This is a genomic window from Pseudomonas subflava (genome assembly GCF_023823685.1).
Lineage (GTDB): Bacteria > Pseudomonadota > Gammaproteobacteria > Pseudomonadales > Pseudomonadaceae > Aquipseudomonas > Aquipseudomonas subflava.
The window spans coordinates 284,202-298,639 of record NZ_JAMXBF010000001.1; the positions used below are offsets into that span (position 1 = coordinate 284,202).

Below are 14,438 nucleotides of genomic sequence, written 5' to 3' on the forward strand. Positions count from 1 at the left end.
AGCGGCGCCTAGGGGCGATACCACAGCTCGCGCCGTTGCAGCGGTGTCTGCGCCGGCAGCAGGGCGTTGTCCAGCGCGATGATGTGTCGCCGTTCGAGCCCGGCGCGCGCCAGGTCGGCGCCGTGGTACTGGCGGAACAGGCGCTCGAAGGAGCCGTCGGCGATGGCCAGCTCCAGGCCCTGGCGCACGGTTTCCGCCAATTGCGGATCGTCTGGCGAGAAGAAGAAATACAGCGCGGTGGGATAGTGCAGCACCAGGTGTCGGTCCACCGCCAGGCCGGCGGCGTTGGGGTGTTGCAGCTCGGCGTCGATCTCCAGCACGGAGCGCGGGAAGTAGTCGAAGCGGCCGGCGTGCAGCATGAGGAACAGGCTGTCGTAGCTGGAGCTGGTTTCCACCGGCAGGCCCAGGCTGCGCAGGATCTGGGTATCCGGCCAGTCGTGGCCCTGGCCCGCGCTCAGGTGCCGCAGGTCGGCCAGGGTGCGTACCTCGCCTAGCAGCTGCGGCCGATCCGCTCGCACCAGGGCCAGGCGCCAGCCGAACAGGCCCTTGTCGAGCGGGATGCGCACCGGCAGCAGGCGCCGCTCCCGCTCGATGCTGGTCATGGTCCAGACCACGTCCACCGACTCGCCATGCTCCAGACCGAGCAGGGCGCGTTGCTGTTCCATGGGCTGGTCCGAGGGGACGATGCGCAGCGAACTGCCGGCCTTGTCCAGGGCCAGCTGCAGCTGGGCCAGCGGGTAGACGGGACGGAATTCCTCGCCGACGCTGGCGCGCGGGTAGCGCAGCACGCCGTCCGCGGCCAGGCAGGGCGGGGCGCTCAGCAGCAGGGCCAGCAGCCAGGACAGACGCCTTGTCGGCATCAACGGCAATCCTTTTCCGGTCGGTGGGCGATGCGGCTGCGCATCGGCGAGCGCGCATTATGCCAGCCGATGCGGTTTCTGGACTCCGACCCGTCGAGGCAGGCGACGAAGCGCACCGGCGGTGCGCGGCGCCCGCATCAGGCCTTGCGACGCTCGGCGATGATTTCCGGCAAATCGCTGCGGCGCAGGTACAGGCGCAGTGGTTCGGAGATGTTCAGGCGCTCGTCGATGCGCTGCTCCAGAAGCATGCCCAGGCGTTCGCGGCTCAGCGTCATTAGCGCCCCCTTGAGCGGCTGCCAGACGAATTCGGCGCAGGGCTGGATGCTGTCTTCGGTGACATCGAGGCCGAAGGAATCCTCGCTGAAGCGCACGATGTGCAGGCCGGTCTTGGCGTTGAAGCCGACCAGGCCCTGCAGGGCTTCGGCGGCGGAGCAGATGGTGGATGATGTGATGCTCATGCAAACCTCCTGTCGTTGATCGGGGTTCGCACACAGGGCAGGCGGATGCTTTTTGCCGGCCATCCTAGGCGATGGCCGGCGCCGCGCATTGCTTTGGATCAAGTTCGCGGCTCAGGGCCGGCGGTGCTCGGTGTTGAGGTGGTAGAAGGTGGCCCGGCCGCCCTCGGCGCTGCCGCCGTAGTTATCCTGGGCGTAGGCGCCGGCCTTGAAGTAGAGCTGCTGGCGGCTCCAGCCGGAGGCGATCTTGCGGTAGTAGGCGCCGTTGTCGTCGTCGCTGTAGACGGTGATGCCCAGCCGCCCGCTGGCGGTCAGTCGCAGCTGGTAGGCGAAGCGCTCGTCGAGGGTCACGTCGTTGATCAGGGCGATGTTCTGCACCTTCTTGTCATCGGGATGCTTGCGCACCAGGGCCTCGATGCGCCCGCTGTTGAGCTCGGGACGGTAGTGGTACTGCAGCTTCACCAGCGGCTCGCCGACATCGCCGGGGCGGTTGATGCTGTGGATCTGGCCGATCACCAGCTTGTTCTTGCTCGGCACCTGGTTGACCGTCAGCACGGCGCTGAGCAGGTTGTCCGCGTCGCCGTGGTACCAGTTGCGCAGCTCGCCGTTCGGCCAGGTTTCGCGCAGTTCGCTGCGTGGATAGCGGGAGTTCTCGGTAGAGGAGCCGGTGACCGGCACCCAGAAGCGCACGCTGCTGCTCTGCGGGCGAAAGTACTGGCTGCTGTAGCCCTTGTTCAGGCGTTCGGTGCTGATCAGCGTGGCGGATTCGGTGGCGGGAACGGTCAGGTTCCAGGTGGTCAGGTCAAGCATCGGCATCCTCCTCGGGTAAACGTAACGGTGGGGTTCCGACCCGTCTGCCTCGGGAAGTTCAGCGTTGCGCTCGGTTCTGGACGAATGGGTACTGGCGCCTGGCCAGGGCATTCGCGAGGGGAGGAAACGAAGCACCCGGCGAGCGCCGGGTGCGGGGTGGATCAGGAGGTATGGCTACCCAGCAGTGTGCTGCCGGATTTCTTGCCGCGCTTGGCCAGGCGTTTTTCCTGGGCGGACTTCAGAGGCTTCTTCTTCGCCTCCTTGTGCCTGTCGAGACCTTTGCTCATGGTGGATTCCTCCGTAAGGGGCGGACAGTGCGAACAATGCGAATTGCCACCTCCCAGGCTGCGCCAGCCTGCCCATGCGATGTCTTGAGCATAGCCCCGAACGGGCCGGCCGTTCAGGGGTGTCGGCGCAGGGCCGGCAGCACGTGCAGGCGCAGCAGCGGCGCCAGGTCGTTGCCTTCCGGGGCATCGAGGGCATGCCAGCGCAGCGCCTCCAGTTCGGCTGCGGGGCGGACCGGGTGCGGCAGGCGGGCGCGGTAGATGCGTGCCTCGATCTCGGTGTCGGCCTCGTTGGCGGCCGGGGCACGGAACTGCCCAAGCGGGACGAGTGTGGCCTCGTCGATCTCCAGCTGCAGTTCTTCGCGCAGCTCGCGGCGCAGGGTGGCAAGCGGCGTCTCGGCGGCTTCGATCTTGCCACCGGGCAGCATGAAGGCGCGGGTGTCGCGCTTGCGCACCAGCAGCAGGCGGCCGTGCTCGTCCAGCAGGCAGGCGGCGGCGATGTGCAGCAGCCTCATGCGTGGTTCAGGCGCTGCAGCTCACGGCGCACCATGGCCGCGTATTCGGGCGGGGTGAGGCGGTACAGCTCGGCGGCCACCCAGTCCAGCCAGCGCGCGCCGAGCTCGACGCGCTGCAGCAGCAGGCGCCGGGCCTCGGCCTCGGCGCGCGCAGCGTGTTGCTGGTGGAACTGGCTGCGGTTCACGCGCGGCGATCAGCCGGCGAGGCCGACGTAGACGTTCTGCACGTCGTCGTGGTTGTCGAGGGCTTCGAGGAAGGCTTCAACTTCTTCCATCTGCGCGTCGCTCAGGCCGCTGACCGGGTTCTTCGGGATGTAGCCGATTTTTGCCGAGTTGACGGTGAAACCATGCTCCGGCAGCGCCTTGCACACGGCGTCGAGGTCGGTCATCTCGGTGATGAACAGGGTGTCGCCTTCCTCGGCCGGCTCGAAGTCCTGGGCACCGGCTTCGATGGCAGCCAGTTCGGGGTCGGCGCCGCTGTCGGTGGAGGCTTCGATCATGCCGACGTGGCTGAAGTCCCAGGTCACCGAACCGGAAGCGCCCATCTGGCCCTTGCGGAACAGCACGCGGATTTCCGCCACGGTGCGGTTCAGGTTGTCGGTCAGGCACTCGACGACCACCGGCACCTGATGCGGGGCGAAGCCTTCGTAGGTGGTGCGCTCGAAGTTGACGGTCTCACCGAGCAGGCCGGCGCCCTTCTTGATCGCGCGCTCCAGGGTGTCCTTGGGCATCGAGGCCTTCTTGGCCGCATGGACGGCGACGCGCAGCTTGGCGTTGGTGTCCGGATCGGCGCCGTTACGGGCGGCGACCATGATCTCCTTGACCAGGCGACCGAAGATCTTGCCCCTGGCGTTGGCTGCGGCTTCTTTAGGTTTGGCTTTCCACTGTGCGCCCATGACGTGTTCTCGCGGGTTGCGTCTGACGGAAGCCCCGCGACGCGGGGCGAACTGAAGGCGCAGATTCTAACGGCTTCGCCCTGAGAGGGCGATGGCAAGGCAGGAAGAGTCGCTCGCGGCAGGTATGGCCAGGGCAAATGCCTGTAGCCAGTATTTGGCCAAGGTTGCCTCGAAGCGCCCGTAGGGTGGTCTCGGAGCGCAGCGACAGCCCACCAGGCGGGGGCCGGAGCTGGCTCGATGCCCGGTGCTGCCGGGCTGGTGCACTGCCTTCGGCGAGGGCACCCTACAAGGCCTGACACCTACGAGGGCGAATTACATCCTAGGAATCGAACCCTCTCCTAGGCCTTCGTTTACGGCCGCGGAGCGCTGGGTTTGACGAACAACAGGGTCATGCGGTCGGGTTCGCCGACGGCCTCGTAGTCCTTGCGGTCCTTTTCGCCTTCGGCATAGAAGGGCGGCAGCGACCAGACGCCCTGCGGGTGGTCGTGGTCATCGCGCGGGTTGGAGTGCATCTGCTCCATGGTGGCCAGCACGAAGCCGGCGGCCTTGGCACGCTCGACCACATGGTCGGTGGGCAGGTAGCCGCTGCCGCGCACGGCCTCCAAGGTATCGCCCTTGGCCGCGCGGAAGGCGGTCACGCCCAGCTTGCCGCCCGGCTTGAGCACGGCGTAGATGGCCTTGAACATGGATTCCTCGCTGCCGGCCTCTTCCCAGTTGTGCAGGTCGTCGAAGCTCAGTACCAGATCCGCCGATTCCGCCTCGCCCAGCTTGGGCGACTTGGGATCCAGCTCGATGATCCGCGCCTTGTCGTAGCGTGCCGGATCGCCTTTCAGCTTGGCGCGCAGCGCATCGGCCCGCTCACGCTGCTGCGGATCGTCGCTACTGCGCACCGCGGCGATGTACTGGCCCTGGTCGCGCAGCAGCGGAGCGAGGATCTCGCTGTACCAGCCATCGTCGGGGCTGATCTCGATCACCGTCTGGGTGGGCGACAGGTCGAAGAAGCGCAGCGTCTCCATTGGGCGCCGCTCGGGGTCGCGCAGCTGGTTCTCGGAAGAGCGCCATTCGCCGGCCAGCACGGCATTGTAGGCGTCATCCTTGATCTGGCCGGTGCGGTCGAGGGGCTCGTCGGCGGCCTGCAGCGGCAGGCTGACGGCGAGCAGAAGGGCGGTCAGGCAGGGCAGTCGACGGCTGTTCATCGGGCGTTTTCCTCCGTGGCGAGCTCATGTAGTTGCGACCGGCGAAGCGCCGGAACGCTCAATCTGATTTCGCCGACGACGCTGCGTCAGGCACGGCGAGGCCTCTGGCGCGAGGGTTCGCCAGGTGCGAGCGGGAGGAACGGGGGAGGCCTAACGAGCGAGCGGGGTGAACACGGAGCGGATCGCCTGGCGGCGGAAGCGCCGTTGGCGGAAGGGAAGGTGGCGGGAGCAGAACCCCCGCCGAGAGCAGTCAGTCCTGGCGGCTGGTGACTTCCACCAGGTGGTAGCCGAACTGGGTCTTCACCGGGCCCTGGACTTCGCCGACGGGGGCGCTAAACACCACCTGGTCGAATTCGCGGACCATCTGGCCGGGGCCGAAGGAACCGAGGTTGCCGCCGTCGCGGCTGGACGGGCAGGAGGAGTTCTCCTTGGCGATCTGGGCGAAATCGGCGCCGCCTTCGATGGCAGCTTTCAGTTCGTTGCACTTGGCTTCGCTGGAAACCAGGATGTGGCGGGCAGTGGCTCGGGCCATGGGAGTACCTCCGGTGGGAAAGGGACGAAGCCTAGCGCAAAGCGGGCCTGCATGGCAGGCCCGCCTGGTCGACTCAGGCCATGCCCGGGCCGTAGTCCGGGAGGTCGTCCACCGCCAGGTCGAACAGCGGATCGAAGTTGGCCAGCGGGCTGGCCGCCACGCGCTCCAGATGGCAGGCGCGGGCCTGACGCGGCACGCCGGCGGACTCGCCGAGCAGGGCGCGCACCGCCGCCTGCACTTCCTCGCCGGGTACGGTCTCGTCTTCCAGCAGGCGCCGGGTGATCAGCTCCAGGGCCGGGCGCAGGCGCTGCAGCAGGGCCAGGCACTCACGGTCCAGCTGTTGCAGCAACTGGTCGGCAGCCTGCAGCGCCTCGTGCGGGTCGCTGTCCAGGTGCGCCTCGCGCACCGCCTGCAGGCTCAGCAGCGAGCCGCTGGGGCCCATGCCCAGGGTGCCGACCATGGACAGCGCCAGCTTGCTCGCCTCGTGCAGGTCCTGCCCGGCGCCCGAAGAGACCTCGGAGAAATGCAGGCGCTCGGCGCCGCGACCGGCCAGCAGCATCTGGATGCGTGCACGCAGCTCGGACTCCAGGTGCAGGCGCTTGTCCTCGGTCGGCGTCACCAGCGTCACGCCCAGCGCCTGGCCGCGCGGCAGGATGGTGACCTTTTCCACCCGGCCACAGCCCAGGGCGGCGGCCACCAGCGCGTGGCCGGCCTCGTGCACGGCGATGCGCGTGCGCTCGGTCTCGGACAGCGCGCTGGCGCCGATCGGCTGCTCGCCGATGCGGCAGGTTTCCAGGGCGTCGACGAAGTGCTGCATGCCCACCTCGGCGCTGCTGTCACGGGCGGCGAGCAGCGCGGCCTGGTTGACGATGCTGGCGATGGCCGCCGGGGTCAGGCCGACGCTGTTGCGGGCGAGCAGGGCGTGGTCGATGTCCGCACCGGCGCGCACCTTGGCGCAGTAGAGGTGGAACAGCTGCTCGCGCTCGGACGGGGTCGGCAGACCGACCGCTATGCTGCGGTCGAAGCGGCCCTCGCGCAGCAGCGCCGGGTCGAGCGAGTTGGGGAAGTTGGTGGCGCCGAGCACCAGCACGCCGCTGTCGGCGGCGAAGCCGTCCATCTCGGTGAGGAACTGGTTGACGATGCGGTTGGCCTCGGCGTCGCTGGCGCGGCTCTGCTCGCCGCGTCGGCCGATGCCGTCGATCTCGTCGATGAACAGGATGCACGGCGCGTTCTCGCGGGCCGTGCGGAACAACGTCTTGACCTTGTGGATGCCGACGCCGAAGTACATGGAGGAGAAGTCGCTGCCGGTGACCTGGATGAAGTGCGCGCCGCACTCGCCGGCCAGGGCGCGGGCCAGCTGGGTCTTGCCGGTGCCGGGATCGCCGGTGAGCAGCACGCCGCGCGGCGGCCGCGCGCCGAGCTTGGTGAAGGCGGCGGGTGCGCGCAGGTAGCCGACCACGTCGCTCAGGGCCTGCTTGGCCTCGGCGGCGCCCACCACGTCGGCGAAGGTCACGCCGGTGCGGTGCTTGAGGCGGGTGTGCGGGCGCAGCTTCCACCAGGCCAGGCCGGCGCCGAGCACCAGCAGCATCAGGAACGGCCACTGGGCCTGCAGTTCGCGGTACCAGGGCGCCTCGCCATCGGTGTCGAACAGGCTGACCGGGAACAGCGCGGCGCCGTTGCCGTAGTCGCGCAGGATCATCTCGCCGACGCGGCCGGACTGGTCGGCCAGCCAGTAGCGGCGGCCGTCACCGGTGCTGACGTAGACCGCCTCGTCGCTCAGCGCGGCGCTGCTGATGCGGCCGTCGCGCATGTCGCCGACCAGGGTCGAGAGGTCGGCGCGGTGCGCAGTCCAGGGGCTGGTGTCGCGGCGCAGCTCGGCCAGCATCGCGGCCGAGGCGTCGCCGGCCGGCACCGGTTGCGGTCGCTGGGCGAACCCGTAGCCGGCAGCGGCGGCCAGCAGGGCCAGGCAGAGGGAGGCAACGCCCAACAGGCGTCGATGGCGGGTGAAGAATGGCTTGGTCATGGTGATCCCGGAATTCGTTGTACAGCGCCCTGAGGGCGAATCCAGGCGGCATCGAGGCTCCGCTCGCGAGGGGCCGCTGCCGAGCAGGCTGCCGCGCAGGTGTGCGAGCCGGGAGCGCCATGCCGAATTGGCCAGCGTCGCCGGCGGGTCGCGACCCGCGTGGCAGCGCGCCGGCAGCGATTCGGCACGCGAGCGGATTATCGGCATCGACAGGGCGGGATTCAGGGAGGAGGGACGAACGGGACTACCGTCGGTCGCTCTAGCGAAGCGGCGAAATGGGCTCAGCGAAGTGGCTAGCGCGGCAGCATCGGGCCGGGATCGGGCACCGGAGGCGGCAGCGGGGCGACCTCTTCGAGGTTCTCCACCACTTCCTCGGGCAGGTCGTCGACCACGTTCGGCTGCTCGGGGCTGTCTGGCTGTTCGGGATCGGGCATGGCGCGTCTCCTCCAACGATTTGGTGGCCGGTGCTGGCGGAAAGTTTCAGCCTTGGGCAGGTGGCGATTGGCCTGTATAGTCGCGCGCCCCAACATCTCAAAGGACTGAGCATGCGCGCCCGTACTTTCTTCCTGCTGACGACTCTGACCCTGCTGGCCGGTTGCGCCGCCTCGCCCGAGCGTGGCGAACAGGCGACCGTATCTCCCGCGGTCGGCAGCAAGGTGGCCGTGATGATCGATTTCGACAGGAGCAGCCGCACCATGTGGATCGGCAACGCCTTCATGCACGAGAACATCAAGACGGCCGAGCAACCGGGATGGGACCTGCTGAACAAGCTGGGCAAGCCCCTGCTGCAGAGCCTGGCGCGGGACCGGCGCGGCTACGACATCCGCCCTATCGCCGGTCTCGGCCTGGTGATCAAGCGGCGGGTCGAGGGCGGCACCGCGGAGGGCTACATCACCCTGCCCAGGGCGATGACCAACCCGACCATGCTGGCGTTCGCCAGCCCGCCGCTGGAGAGCAACCTGCGGCAGGTGTTCGGCGTGGAGTACGAGGCGATGAAGAGCGCCGGCTACCAGTACCTGGTGCTGCTGCGCCAGCTGCCCCAGGTGGCGGACCCGGACTCGAAGGCGGGCTCCGACCGGCGCATCCTCAACAGCTATGGCTACTACCTCAAGTGCGAGCGCACCTACCAGACGTGCGAGGCGCCGCGGGCGCTGTTGCGGGGCCGGGTCGAGCTGATCGATCTGGCCCGCATGCGCTATGTGGGCGGCTACGGTTTCGGCATCAACGTGCCGCTGCCCCTCGATCAGGGCACCGAGGGCGCCGCCAGCCCGGCGGCGATGCAACTGATCGACGCCCACCTGCAGAGCCTCAGCCTGGAAATCCTGGACTTCCTCAAGGCCCGCGGGCTTCTCGGCGAGCAGAGACAGCAGGCGCCGGGAGTGGCGATCTGACTGTAGTCATATCAACAGCTTGCTGTTAATGAGACAGCATATGGTGCAGTGTCATTACGACTCTTTATTCGCAAGTACCTGATATTCAATGGAAATTCACTTGGCACGTTTCCTGATGCAGTAAGGGCAAAGGGCCTTTCGCCCCACCTCAAAGGGAGACGCCGTCATGATCGAGTTCCTGAGCTGCCCGAAGAACGTCCTCAATGTGTCCACGCACCTGCTGATCGTCGGCATGCTGATGCTGCTGGCCGGTATCGGCGCCGGCTACGGGCTCGAGGGCCAGCTGAGCATTCCGGCGCTGGTGTTCGCCCACGCCGGCGTGGTGGTCGGGCCGACGCTGTTGAAGATCGGCTACGTGATGCGCCTGATCGCCCAGCATTACATGCGCAAAGAGGGCGGGGAGGCTGGCTGTGCAGTTGCTTGATCGCGGCGCGGCGCTGGCCATCGCGCCGATCTGGCGCCTAGGCTTTCGCCCGTTCTTTCTCGGCGGCGCGCTGTTCGCCCTGATCGCGGTCGCCCTGTGGGGCGCCGCGCTGGCCGGCCACGCCAGCCTGCAGCCGCACGGCGGCCTGCTGGCCTGGCATCGCCACGAGATGCTGTTCGGCTTCGGCCTGGCGATCATCGCCGGCTTCCTGCTCACCGCGGTGCAGACCTGGACCGGCCAGCCCAGCCTTTCCGGGCGTCCGCTGGCCGCGCTGTTCGCCGTCTGGGCGGCCGGGCGCCTGGTCTGGTTCGTGCCGTTGCCCTGGGCTGTCCTGGCGCTGGTCGAGCTGGCCTTCGCCGTGGCGCTGGTCCTGGCCTTCGGCCGTTTGATCGTCAAGGCACGGCAAAAACACAACGCGCCCATCGTGGTGGTACTCGGCCTGCTCGGCGCCTGCCAGGCGCTGGCGCTGTACGGCGTCGGCCAGGCCGACGACGACCTGCAGCGCCGCGGTACGCTGGCCGCGCTGTGGCTGGTGGCGGCGTTGATGGGCATCATCGGCGGCCGGGTGATTCCGTTCTTCACCCAGCGCGGCCTGGGACTGGCCAGCCAGGCGCCGGCCAAGCCCTGGCTGATGTGGAGCCTGCTCGGCGGCTCGCTGGCCATTGCTGTGCTGACGGCCGCCGGCTTCAACCAGCGCCCCTTGCCGCTGCTGGCGCCGCTGTTTCTGCTGGTGGCCACTTTGCATGGGCTGCGCCTGCGCCTGTGGTACCACGCCGACATCTGGCGCGTGCCGCTGCTCTGGTCGCTGCACCTGGCCTATGCCTGGATGGCCTTGGCGGCGCTGGGCATGGCCGCCTGGCACCTGGGCCTGCTGCAACAGCCGAGCCTGGCCAGCCACGCGCTGGCGGTGGGGGCGATGGGTGGGTTAATCCTGGCCATGCTGGCGCGGGTCAGCCTCGGCCATACGGGCCGCCCGCTGACACCGCCGCGCGCCATGGCATGGGCCTTCGCCCTGCTGCACGGCGCCACGCTCTGCCGCGTGCTGCTGGCCGGCATCAGCGTCTACGGCCTGTGGCTGGCGGCCGCCGGCTGGTGCCTGGCCTTCGCCATCTTCCTGCGCCACTACGCACCGATGTTCTGGCGCGCCCGGGTCGACGGCCATCCGGGCTAGCCCGTTTCGCGCCTCGCTTCGGCGGCAAGGCCTTGCCCCGGCCGGCAAGGTCTTTCCTGCCCGAACCCTCTAGGAAATAGCTGACCCCGCCAACCACGGGCCTTTCGGCGGTCTGGCCCGCATTCTGCAAACGAACGGGGGCAACGGACTCAGCAGGGAACCGCCATGACCACCATCAACACCCAATCGCCGCTGGCCAGCTATCTCGCCAGTGCCGGCAAGGCCACCCCGGCCGCCTCGGGCAGCAGTCAGGAAAAGCCCGCCGAGAGCACCAAGGACCCCATCGCGGAGCTGCGCAGCCTGGCCCGGCAGATGATCGCCCGCAGCGAGGGCGGCCTGCTGCGCGCCCTCAACGGCGGCGGCCAGGTATCGCTGGCTAGCCAGCACACCGCGCCGAGCGAAGAGAGCCACAGCGCCAGTGGCAAGATCGCGCTGCCGGACGTCTCCCGCCTGGATCGCGACGAAGCGGCACGGCTGCTGCCGCAGGTGGAGAAGCTGCTGGACTCGGGCCTGGCCGAGAGCACCCGTTTCTCCGGCAGCAACGGCGACAAGCAGACCGACTCGCTGGCCGCTTACCGCGACTGGCTGCAGGAGAAGGGCGGCATCAGCATCTACGTCTGAAAAGCTGTTCAGGCTCTCCTGACCGTCGGCCAGACCGCGTTAAAGCGGCATCGGCTGCTCATTTGCCGCTCGTAGCTGCGCAGCGTTGTCTGGCCCTTATTCAGGGGGCCTTAAACCGGTTTCCTCGCCTGCAGCGTATAACTCAGCGGCACTCGCTCGCGCCCGCTGCGCAGGCGCCACTCCTCGTCGTCGCCCACCTCCATCTGGCCGGGCAGGGCCTCCCAGGGAATGCAGTCGTGCTCTTCCAGCGCGGCGATCTCCATCCCATGGCGCAACAGGGCGGAGACGATCTCGCCGAGCCCGTGATTCCACTCGTGGGTGATGGTGGCCGTCAGCGTCCGTTCGGTCTGCACGTAGGTGCTGTCGTCGTCCCAGACCATCGGTTGCGCGTGCTCGAAGTAGGGGTGGCGGATCACCAGCTCGTCGCGGCGCTCCTCGTCCAGGGCGAACAGCAACGGATGGCCCTCACGCAGGAACAGGCGCCCGCCCGGCTTGAGCAGGGCGGCGACATTGCGCGCCCAGTCGTCGATGCGTGGCAGCCAGTTCAGCGCGCCGATGCCGGTGTAGACCAGGTCGAAGCCGCCCGACGCGAGCGCCTCGGCGGCGTCGTAGACCGGCGACTCCACGTACTCGATGGCCACGTCGCAGCGCTGCGCCAGCCGGCGCGCTTGGGCCAGCGAGGCGCCGGAGAAGTCCAGGCCGGTCATCCGCGCACCCAGGCGCGCCAGCGACAGCGTGTCGGTGCCGATATGGCACTGCAGGTGCACGGCGCGCAGTCCGGCGATGTCGCCCAGGCGCGGTTGGTCGAAGCGCACCACGGCGGAGAGGTGGTCGGGGGCGGCGACGAAGATCTCGGCCTGGTAGTCCGGCGAGGCGGCGTGAAGATCGGCGCGGTCGTCCCAGTTGGCCCTGTTCAGCTCGAAGGATTCATCCATGGCGGCACTCCGTTGCGGGAACGAGACGGTAGCCTCGCGGGTCTTCAGCCGGCAAGCCCGGCATTTCCTGCCGCCGCCAGACGCGGCATGATGGGGCCACAAGAACCAGGGGGGACTCCAATGCAATCGACGCCGACCTTACTGCGCTCCGCTCTTCTCGCGCTCGGCCTGTTCGCCGCCACCGCGCAGGCCGCCGACGAAGCCGAGCTGATCGAGTCGATCAACGCCTATCGCAGCCAGGTGCAGCGGTGCGCGGAACAGGCCTCGCCCGAATTGCCGCCGCTGACCGCCGACATCCGCCTGGTGCTGCCGGCCAGCGGCAGCGCCGACCTGCAGGATTCCCTGGCGCGCGCCGGCTACCCCATGGTCAACGTGCAGGCGATCAGCCTGTCCGGCCCGCGTGACGCGACGGCGGCCATGCAGGCGCTGCAGGAGAGTTTCTGCCAGGTGCTGCTAGACCCGCAGTTCGTCGATGTCGGCGTGAGCCGCGCCGACCGCGACTGGCGCATCGTGCTGGCGCGGCCGCTGCTCGGCGGGCGCCTGGGTGACTGGCAGGCCGAGGGCAACAAGCTGATGCAGGAGATCAACGTGGCCCGCGGCCAGGCTCGCCAGTGCGGCGACAAGGCCTTCGCCGCCGCCGCGCCGCTGGCCTGGAACGCCACCCTGGCCGGTACGGCCGAGGCGCACAGCCGCGCCATGGCCAACGGCAACTTCTTCGATCACCGCGACCGCGACGGCCGCACACCGGGCGACCGCGCCGAACTGGCCGGCTACGCGGGCCTGAACATCGGCGAGAACATCGCCGCCGGCCTGGACACTGCGCAGAAGGTGGTCGCCGGCTGGCTGGCCAGCCCCGGCCACTGCGCCAACCTGATGGGCCCGCAATTCAGCGAACTGGGCGCCGCCTACGCAGTGGACCCGAAGAGCGACGCGGGCATCTACTGGACGGCGGTGTTCGGTTCGCCCTGAGCCTGTTTGCACTTTTCGCGCAGCAGAGCGAGAGGGATGCCTTCGAGGCTATCGACGCGGTCGCCACGGAAGTAGGACCAGGAGGTTGCGCGGGCTGGTGAGCCTAGAAAGAAGACGATGGCACCGTCGCCGTAGTCCATGTCATCGCCGCTGACATAGCGGCTCTGGAACTCGCTGCCGACCTCGTTGTAGACAGTTACGCCAGGGGCCTTTTTCAGAAATTCCTGGATAACCTGGCGCTGCTTGCCATCGTCGGTCATTTCAATACGAGTCAGTGCTATCGCGCTGGCGTGTTTGATCCGTTCGTCCAATGACATGGCATGGAACTGTCCTTCCGGGATGGTGCTGAATTTTTGTTTCTCAGCGACGGGTTTGGTACTTACGCTGAGCTCCGCGTTACCTAGCTGCTTGTCGAGTGACTCTTCAATTCTTGTCATCTGAGCGGCGTAGAACTGTGGGAACAGCATGACGACGTACGGCGCCACTGTGCTGAAGATCAGCGCAGCAGCCGTTACCCACACGGCAATGGTCAGGCGGCGAATGGGCTTGGCGAGAGGATGGGGCTGCAGTTCCTGCGACATGAGAGCGTCCTTGCGGGTAGGTGGCGGCAAGGCTATCGCAACGCGGTACGGGGCGTGAAGCGGAGCAGCGCCCTGAATAGGCGCTGCTCATACAGGCTCAGGCGGTCTTAAACACCTCGGCCAGATGCTGCTCGTAGCGCGCTACGTCGCGCTCGATGTTCGGCATCTTCATCACGTCGGTGCAGAGGAAGGTCGGCAGGCCGGTCATGCCGAGGAACTGGTTGGCCTTGTGGAAGGGGAAGTACACCGCGTCCACGCCCTCGGCCTCGAAGAAGTCGGTGGGGTCGTCGAAGGCCTGTTGCGGGGCGTTCCAGGTCAGCGACAGCATGTACTGCTTGCCGTGGATCAGGCCGCCGCTGCCGTATTTCTGCGAGGCGTCCGAACGGGTGCGGCCGTCGTTGGCGTAGAGGCTGCCGTGGCCGGCGGTGAACACCTCGTCGAGGTATTTCTTCACGGTCCAGGGCGCGCCCATCCACCAGCCGGGCATCTGGTAGATCACCACGTCGGCCCAGAGGATCTTCTGCACTTCCTCTTCGGCGTCGTAGCCGGCGTCGATGAAGGTGGTCTTCACGTCGAAGCCGGCGCGGTCGAGGTAGGCCACGGCGGCGTCGTGCAGGGTGGCGTTGTAGCGGCCGTCGGAATGGGCGAACTGCTTGCCGCCGTTGAGGAGCAGGATCTTTTTCATGGGAGCCTCCGGGCATATCGAATGGCCGGCAGATTACGCAGGCGCTCCCGCTGGAAACAGCCGCTCCCGGGCAAATGATTGTTGCTGGAA

At 68.0% G+C, this 14,438-nt stretch carries 19 protein-coding genes; 5 read left to right on the plus strand and 14 right to left on the minus strand.

What is annotated here, in order from left to right:
• Positions 1-8: 8 nt before the first annotated feature.
• From NF616_RS01455 to NF616_RS01500, 11 genes are all read right to left on the minus strand, one after another.
• A complete protein-coding gene (locus NF616_RS01455) occupies positions 9-860 on the minus strand; it encodes a substrate-binding periplasmic protein (RefSeq protein ID WP_252271246.1) in 852 nt (283 codons plus the stop codon).
• Between the two features lie 137 nt (positions 861-997).
• Entirely contained in the window at positions 998-1,318 is a 321-nt protein-coding gene (locus NF616_RS01460) for a DUF2025 family protein (RefSeq protein WP_252271247.1), read from the minus strand.
• Positions 1,319-1,429: 111 nt separating this feature from the next.
• Positions 1,430-2,125 (minus strand): polysaccharide lyase family 7 protein, encoded by a 696-nt coding sequence (locus NF616_RS01465; protein ID WP_252271248.1) that lies wholly within the window; start codon positions 2,123-2,125, stop codon positions 1,430-1,432.
• Positions 2,126-2,286: 161 nt separating this feature from the next.
• The gene (locus tag NF616_RS21195; protein WP_286674865.1) at positions 2,287-2,412 is read right to left on the minus strand and encodes a hypothetical protein; all 126 of its coding nucleotides are present in this window, start codon (positions 2,410-2,412) and stop codon (positions 2,287-2,289) included.
• Positions 2,413-2,525: 113 nt separating this feature from the next.
• Positions 2,526-2,924, minus strand: coding sequence for an NUDIX hydrolase (locus NF616_RS01470; protein ID WP_252271249.1), 399 nt, complete (start codon positions 2,922-2,924; stop codon positions 2,526-2,528).
• A complete protein-coding gene (locus NF616_RS01475; protein ID WP_252271250.1) occupies positions 2,921-3,109 on the minus strand; it encodes a hypothetical protein in 189 nt (62 codons plus the stop codon). The genes NF616_RS01470 and NF616_RS01475 overlap by 4 nt, the downstream gene beginning before the upstream one ends.
• 9 nt (positions 3,110-3,118) lie before the next feature.
• The gene (locus NF616_RS01480; RefSeq protein WP_252271251.1) at positions 3,119-3,820 is read right to left on the minus strand and encodes a YebC/PmpR family DNA-binding transcriptional regulator; all 702 of its coding nucleotides are present in this window, start codon (positions 3,818-3,820) and stop codon (positions 3,119-3,121) included.
• A 350-nt stretch (positions 3,821-4,170) separates the two neighbouring features.
• Complete coding sequence (locus NF616_RS01485; protein ID WP_252271252.1) at positions 4,171-5,016, minus strand: class I SAM-dependent methyltransferase; 846 nt, start codon at positions 5,014-5,016, stop codon at positions 4,171-4,173.
• A gap of 250 nt (positions 5,017-5,266) precedes the next feature.
• Positions 5,267-5,548: a peptidylprolyl isomerase gene (locus NF616_RS01490; RefSeq protein WP_252271253.1), complete on the minus strand. Its 282-nt coding sequence runs from the start codon at positions 5,546-5,548 to the stop codon at positions 5,267-5,269.
• A gap of 73 nt (positions 5,549-5,621) precedes the next feature.
• On the minus strand, positions 5,622-7,571 hold the full coding sequence (locus NF616_RS01495) for an AAA family ATPase (RefSeq protein ID WP_252271254.1): 1,950 nt from the start codon (positions 7,569-7,571) through the stop codon (positions 5,622-5,624).
• 293 nt (positions 7,572-7,864) lie between these two features.
• The gene (locus tag NF616_RS01500; RefSeq protein ID WP_252271255.1) at positions 7,865-8,005 is read right to left on the minus strand and encodes a hypothetical protein; all 141 of its coding nucleotides are present in this window, start codon (positions 8,003-8,005) and stop codon (positions 7,865-7,867) included.
• A 111-nt stretch (positions 8,006-8,116) separates the two neighbouring features.
• Here NF616_RS01500 and NF616_RS01505 point away from each other — a divergent pair, with 111 nt between their 5' ends.
• From NF616_RS01505 to NF616_RS01520, 4 genes are all read left to right on the plus strand, one after another.
• Complete coding sequence (locus NF616_RS01505) at positions 8,117-8,962, plus strand: hypothetical protein (RefSeq protein ID WP_252271256.1); 846 nt, start codon at positions 8,117-8,119, stop codon at positions 8,960-8,962.
• Between the two features lie 166 nt (positions 8,963-9,128).
• Entirely contained in the window at positions 9,129-9,386 is a 258-nt protein-coding gene (locus tag NF616_RS01510; protein WP_252271257.1) for a transmembrane sensor/regulator PpyR, read from the plus strand.
• Positions 9,373-10,557: an NnrS family protein gene (locus NF616_RS01515; RefSeq protein WP_252271258.1), complete on the plus strand. Its 1,185-nt coding sequence runs from the start codon at positions 9,373-9,375 to the stop codon at positions 10,555-10,557. Before NF616_RS01510 ends, NF616_RS01515 begins: the two co-directional genes overlap by 14 nt.
• A 165-nt stretch (positions 10,558-10,722) precedes the next feature.
• Complete coding sequence (locus tag NF616_RS01520) at positions 10,723-11,178, plus strand: hypothetical protein (RefSeq protein ID WP_252271259.1); 456 nt, start codon at positions 10,723-10,725, stop codon at positions 11,176-11,178.
• A gap of 110 nt (positions 11,179-11,288) precedes the next feature.
• Here the strand turns inward: NF616_RS01520 and NF616_RS01525 are convergent, their stop codons facing one another.
• On the minus strand, positions 11,289-12,113 hold the full coding sequence (locus NF616_RS01525; protein WP_252271260.1) for a class I SAM-dependent methyltransferase: 825 nt from the start codon (positions 12,111-12,113) through the stop codon (positions 11,289-11,291).
• 120 nt (positions 12,114-12,233) lie between these two features.
• Here NF616_RS01525 and NF616_RS01530 point away from each other — a divergent pair, with 120 nt between their 5' ends.
• A complete protein-coding gene (locus tag NF616_RS01530) occupies positions 12,234-13,082 on the plus strand; it encodes a CAP domain-containing protein (protein ID WP_252271261.1) in 849 nt (282 codons plus the stop codon).
• Here the strand turns inward: NF616_RS01530 and NF616_RS01535 are convergent.
• Both NF616_RS01535 and mdaB read right to left on the minus strand, forming a co-directional pair.
• Entirely contained in the window at positions 13,052-13,663 is a 612-nt protein-coding gene (locus NF616_RS01535; protein WP_252271262.1) for a hypothetical protein, read from the minus strand. The genes NF616_RS01530 and NF616_RS01535 overlap by 31 nt on opposite strands.
• A gap of 97 nt (positions 13,664-13,760) precedes the next feature.
• Positions 13,761-14,348 carry an NADPH:quinone oxidoreductase MdaB gene (gene mdaB, locus NF616_RS01540; RefSeq protein WP_252271263.1) on the minus strand — a complete coding sequence of 196 codons (588 nt, stop codon included), beginning with the start codon at positions 14,346-14,348 and terminating at the stop codon, positions 13,761-13,763.
• Positions 14,349-14,438 lie beyond the last annotated feature (90 nt).

What these genes read in the sequence shown, in the direction of transcription:
- NF616_RS01520 (WP_252271259.1), top strand. Translation starts at nt 10,723, where the DNA reads ATGACCACCATCAACACCCAATCGCCGCTGGCCAGCTATCTCGCCAGT.
- NF616_RS01455 (WP_252271246.1), bottom strand. Translation starts at nt 860, where the DNA reads ATGCCGACAAGGCGTCTGTCCTGGCTGCTGGCCCTGCTGCTGAGCGCC.
- NF616_RS01510 (WP_252271257.1), top strand. Translation starts at nt 9,129, where the DNA reads ATGATCGAGTTCCTGAGCTGCCCGAAGAACGTCCTCAATGTGTCCACG.
- NF616_RS01460 (WP_252271247.1), bottom strand. Translation starts at nt 1,318, where the DNA reads ATGAGCATCACATCATCCACCATCTGCTCCGCCGCCGAAGCCCTGCAG.
- NF616_RS01535 (WP_252271262.1), bottom strand. Translation starts at nt 13,663, where the DNA reads ATGTCGCAGGAACTGCAGCCCCATCCTCTCGCCAAGCCCATTCGCCGC.
- NF616_RS01505 (WP_252271256.1), top strand. Translation starts at nt 8,117, where the DNA reads ATGCGCGCCCGTACTTTCTTCCTGCTGACGACTCTGACCCTGCTGGCC.
- NF616_RS01465 (WP_252271248.1), bottom strand. Translation starts at nt 2,125, where the DNA reads ATGCTTGACCTGACCACCTGGAACCTGACCGTTCCCGCCACCGAATCC.
- NF616_RS01530 (WP_252271261.1), top strand. Translation starts at nt 12,234, where the DNA reads ATGCAATCGACGCCGACCTTACTGCGCTCCGCTCTTCTCGCGCTCGGC.
- NF616_RS01480 (WP_252271251.1), bottom strand. Translation starts at nt 3,820, where the DNA reads ATGGGCGCACAGTGGAAAGCCAAACCTAAAGAAGCCGCAGCCAACGCC.
- NF616_RS01495 (WP_252271254.1), bottom strand. Translation starts at nt 7,571, where the DNA reads ATGACCAAGCCATTCTTCACCCGCCATCGACGCCTGTTGGGCGTTGCC.
- NF616_RS21195 (WP_286674865.1), bottom strand. Translation starts at nt 2,412, where the DNA reads ATGAGCAAAGGTCTCGACAGGCACAAGGAGGCGAAGAAGAAGCCTCTG.
- NF616_RS01470 (WP_252271249.1), bottom strand. Translation starts at nt 2,924, where the DNA reads ATGAGGCTGCTGCACATCGCCGCCGCCTGCCTGCTGGACGAGCACGGC.
- mdaB (WP_252271263.1), bottom strand. Translation starts at nt 14,348, where the DNA reads ATGAAAAAGATCCTGCTCCTCAACGGCGGCAAGCAGTTCGCCCATTCC.
- NF616_RS01490 (WP_252271253.1), bottom strand. Translation starts at nt 5,548, where the DNA reads ATGGCCCGAGCCACTGCCCGCCACATCCTGGTTTCCAGCGAAGCCAAG.
- NF616_RS01525 (WP_252271260.1), bottom strand. Translation starts at nt 12,113, where the DNA reads ATGGATGAATCCTTCGAGCTGAACAGGGCCAACTGGGACGACCGCGCC.
- NF616_RS01485 (WP_252271252.1), bottom strand. Translation starts at nt 5,016, where the DNA reads ATGAACAGCCGTCGACTGCCCTGCCTGACCGCCCTTCTGCTCGCCGTC.
- NF616_RS01500 (WP_252271255.1), bottom strand. Translation starts at nt 8,005, where the DNA reads ATGCCCGATCCCGAACAGCCAGACAGCCCCGAGCAGCCGAACGTGGTC.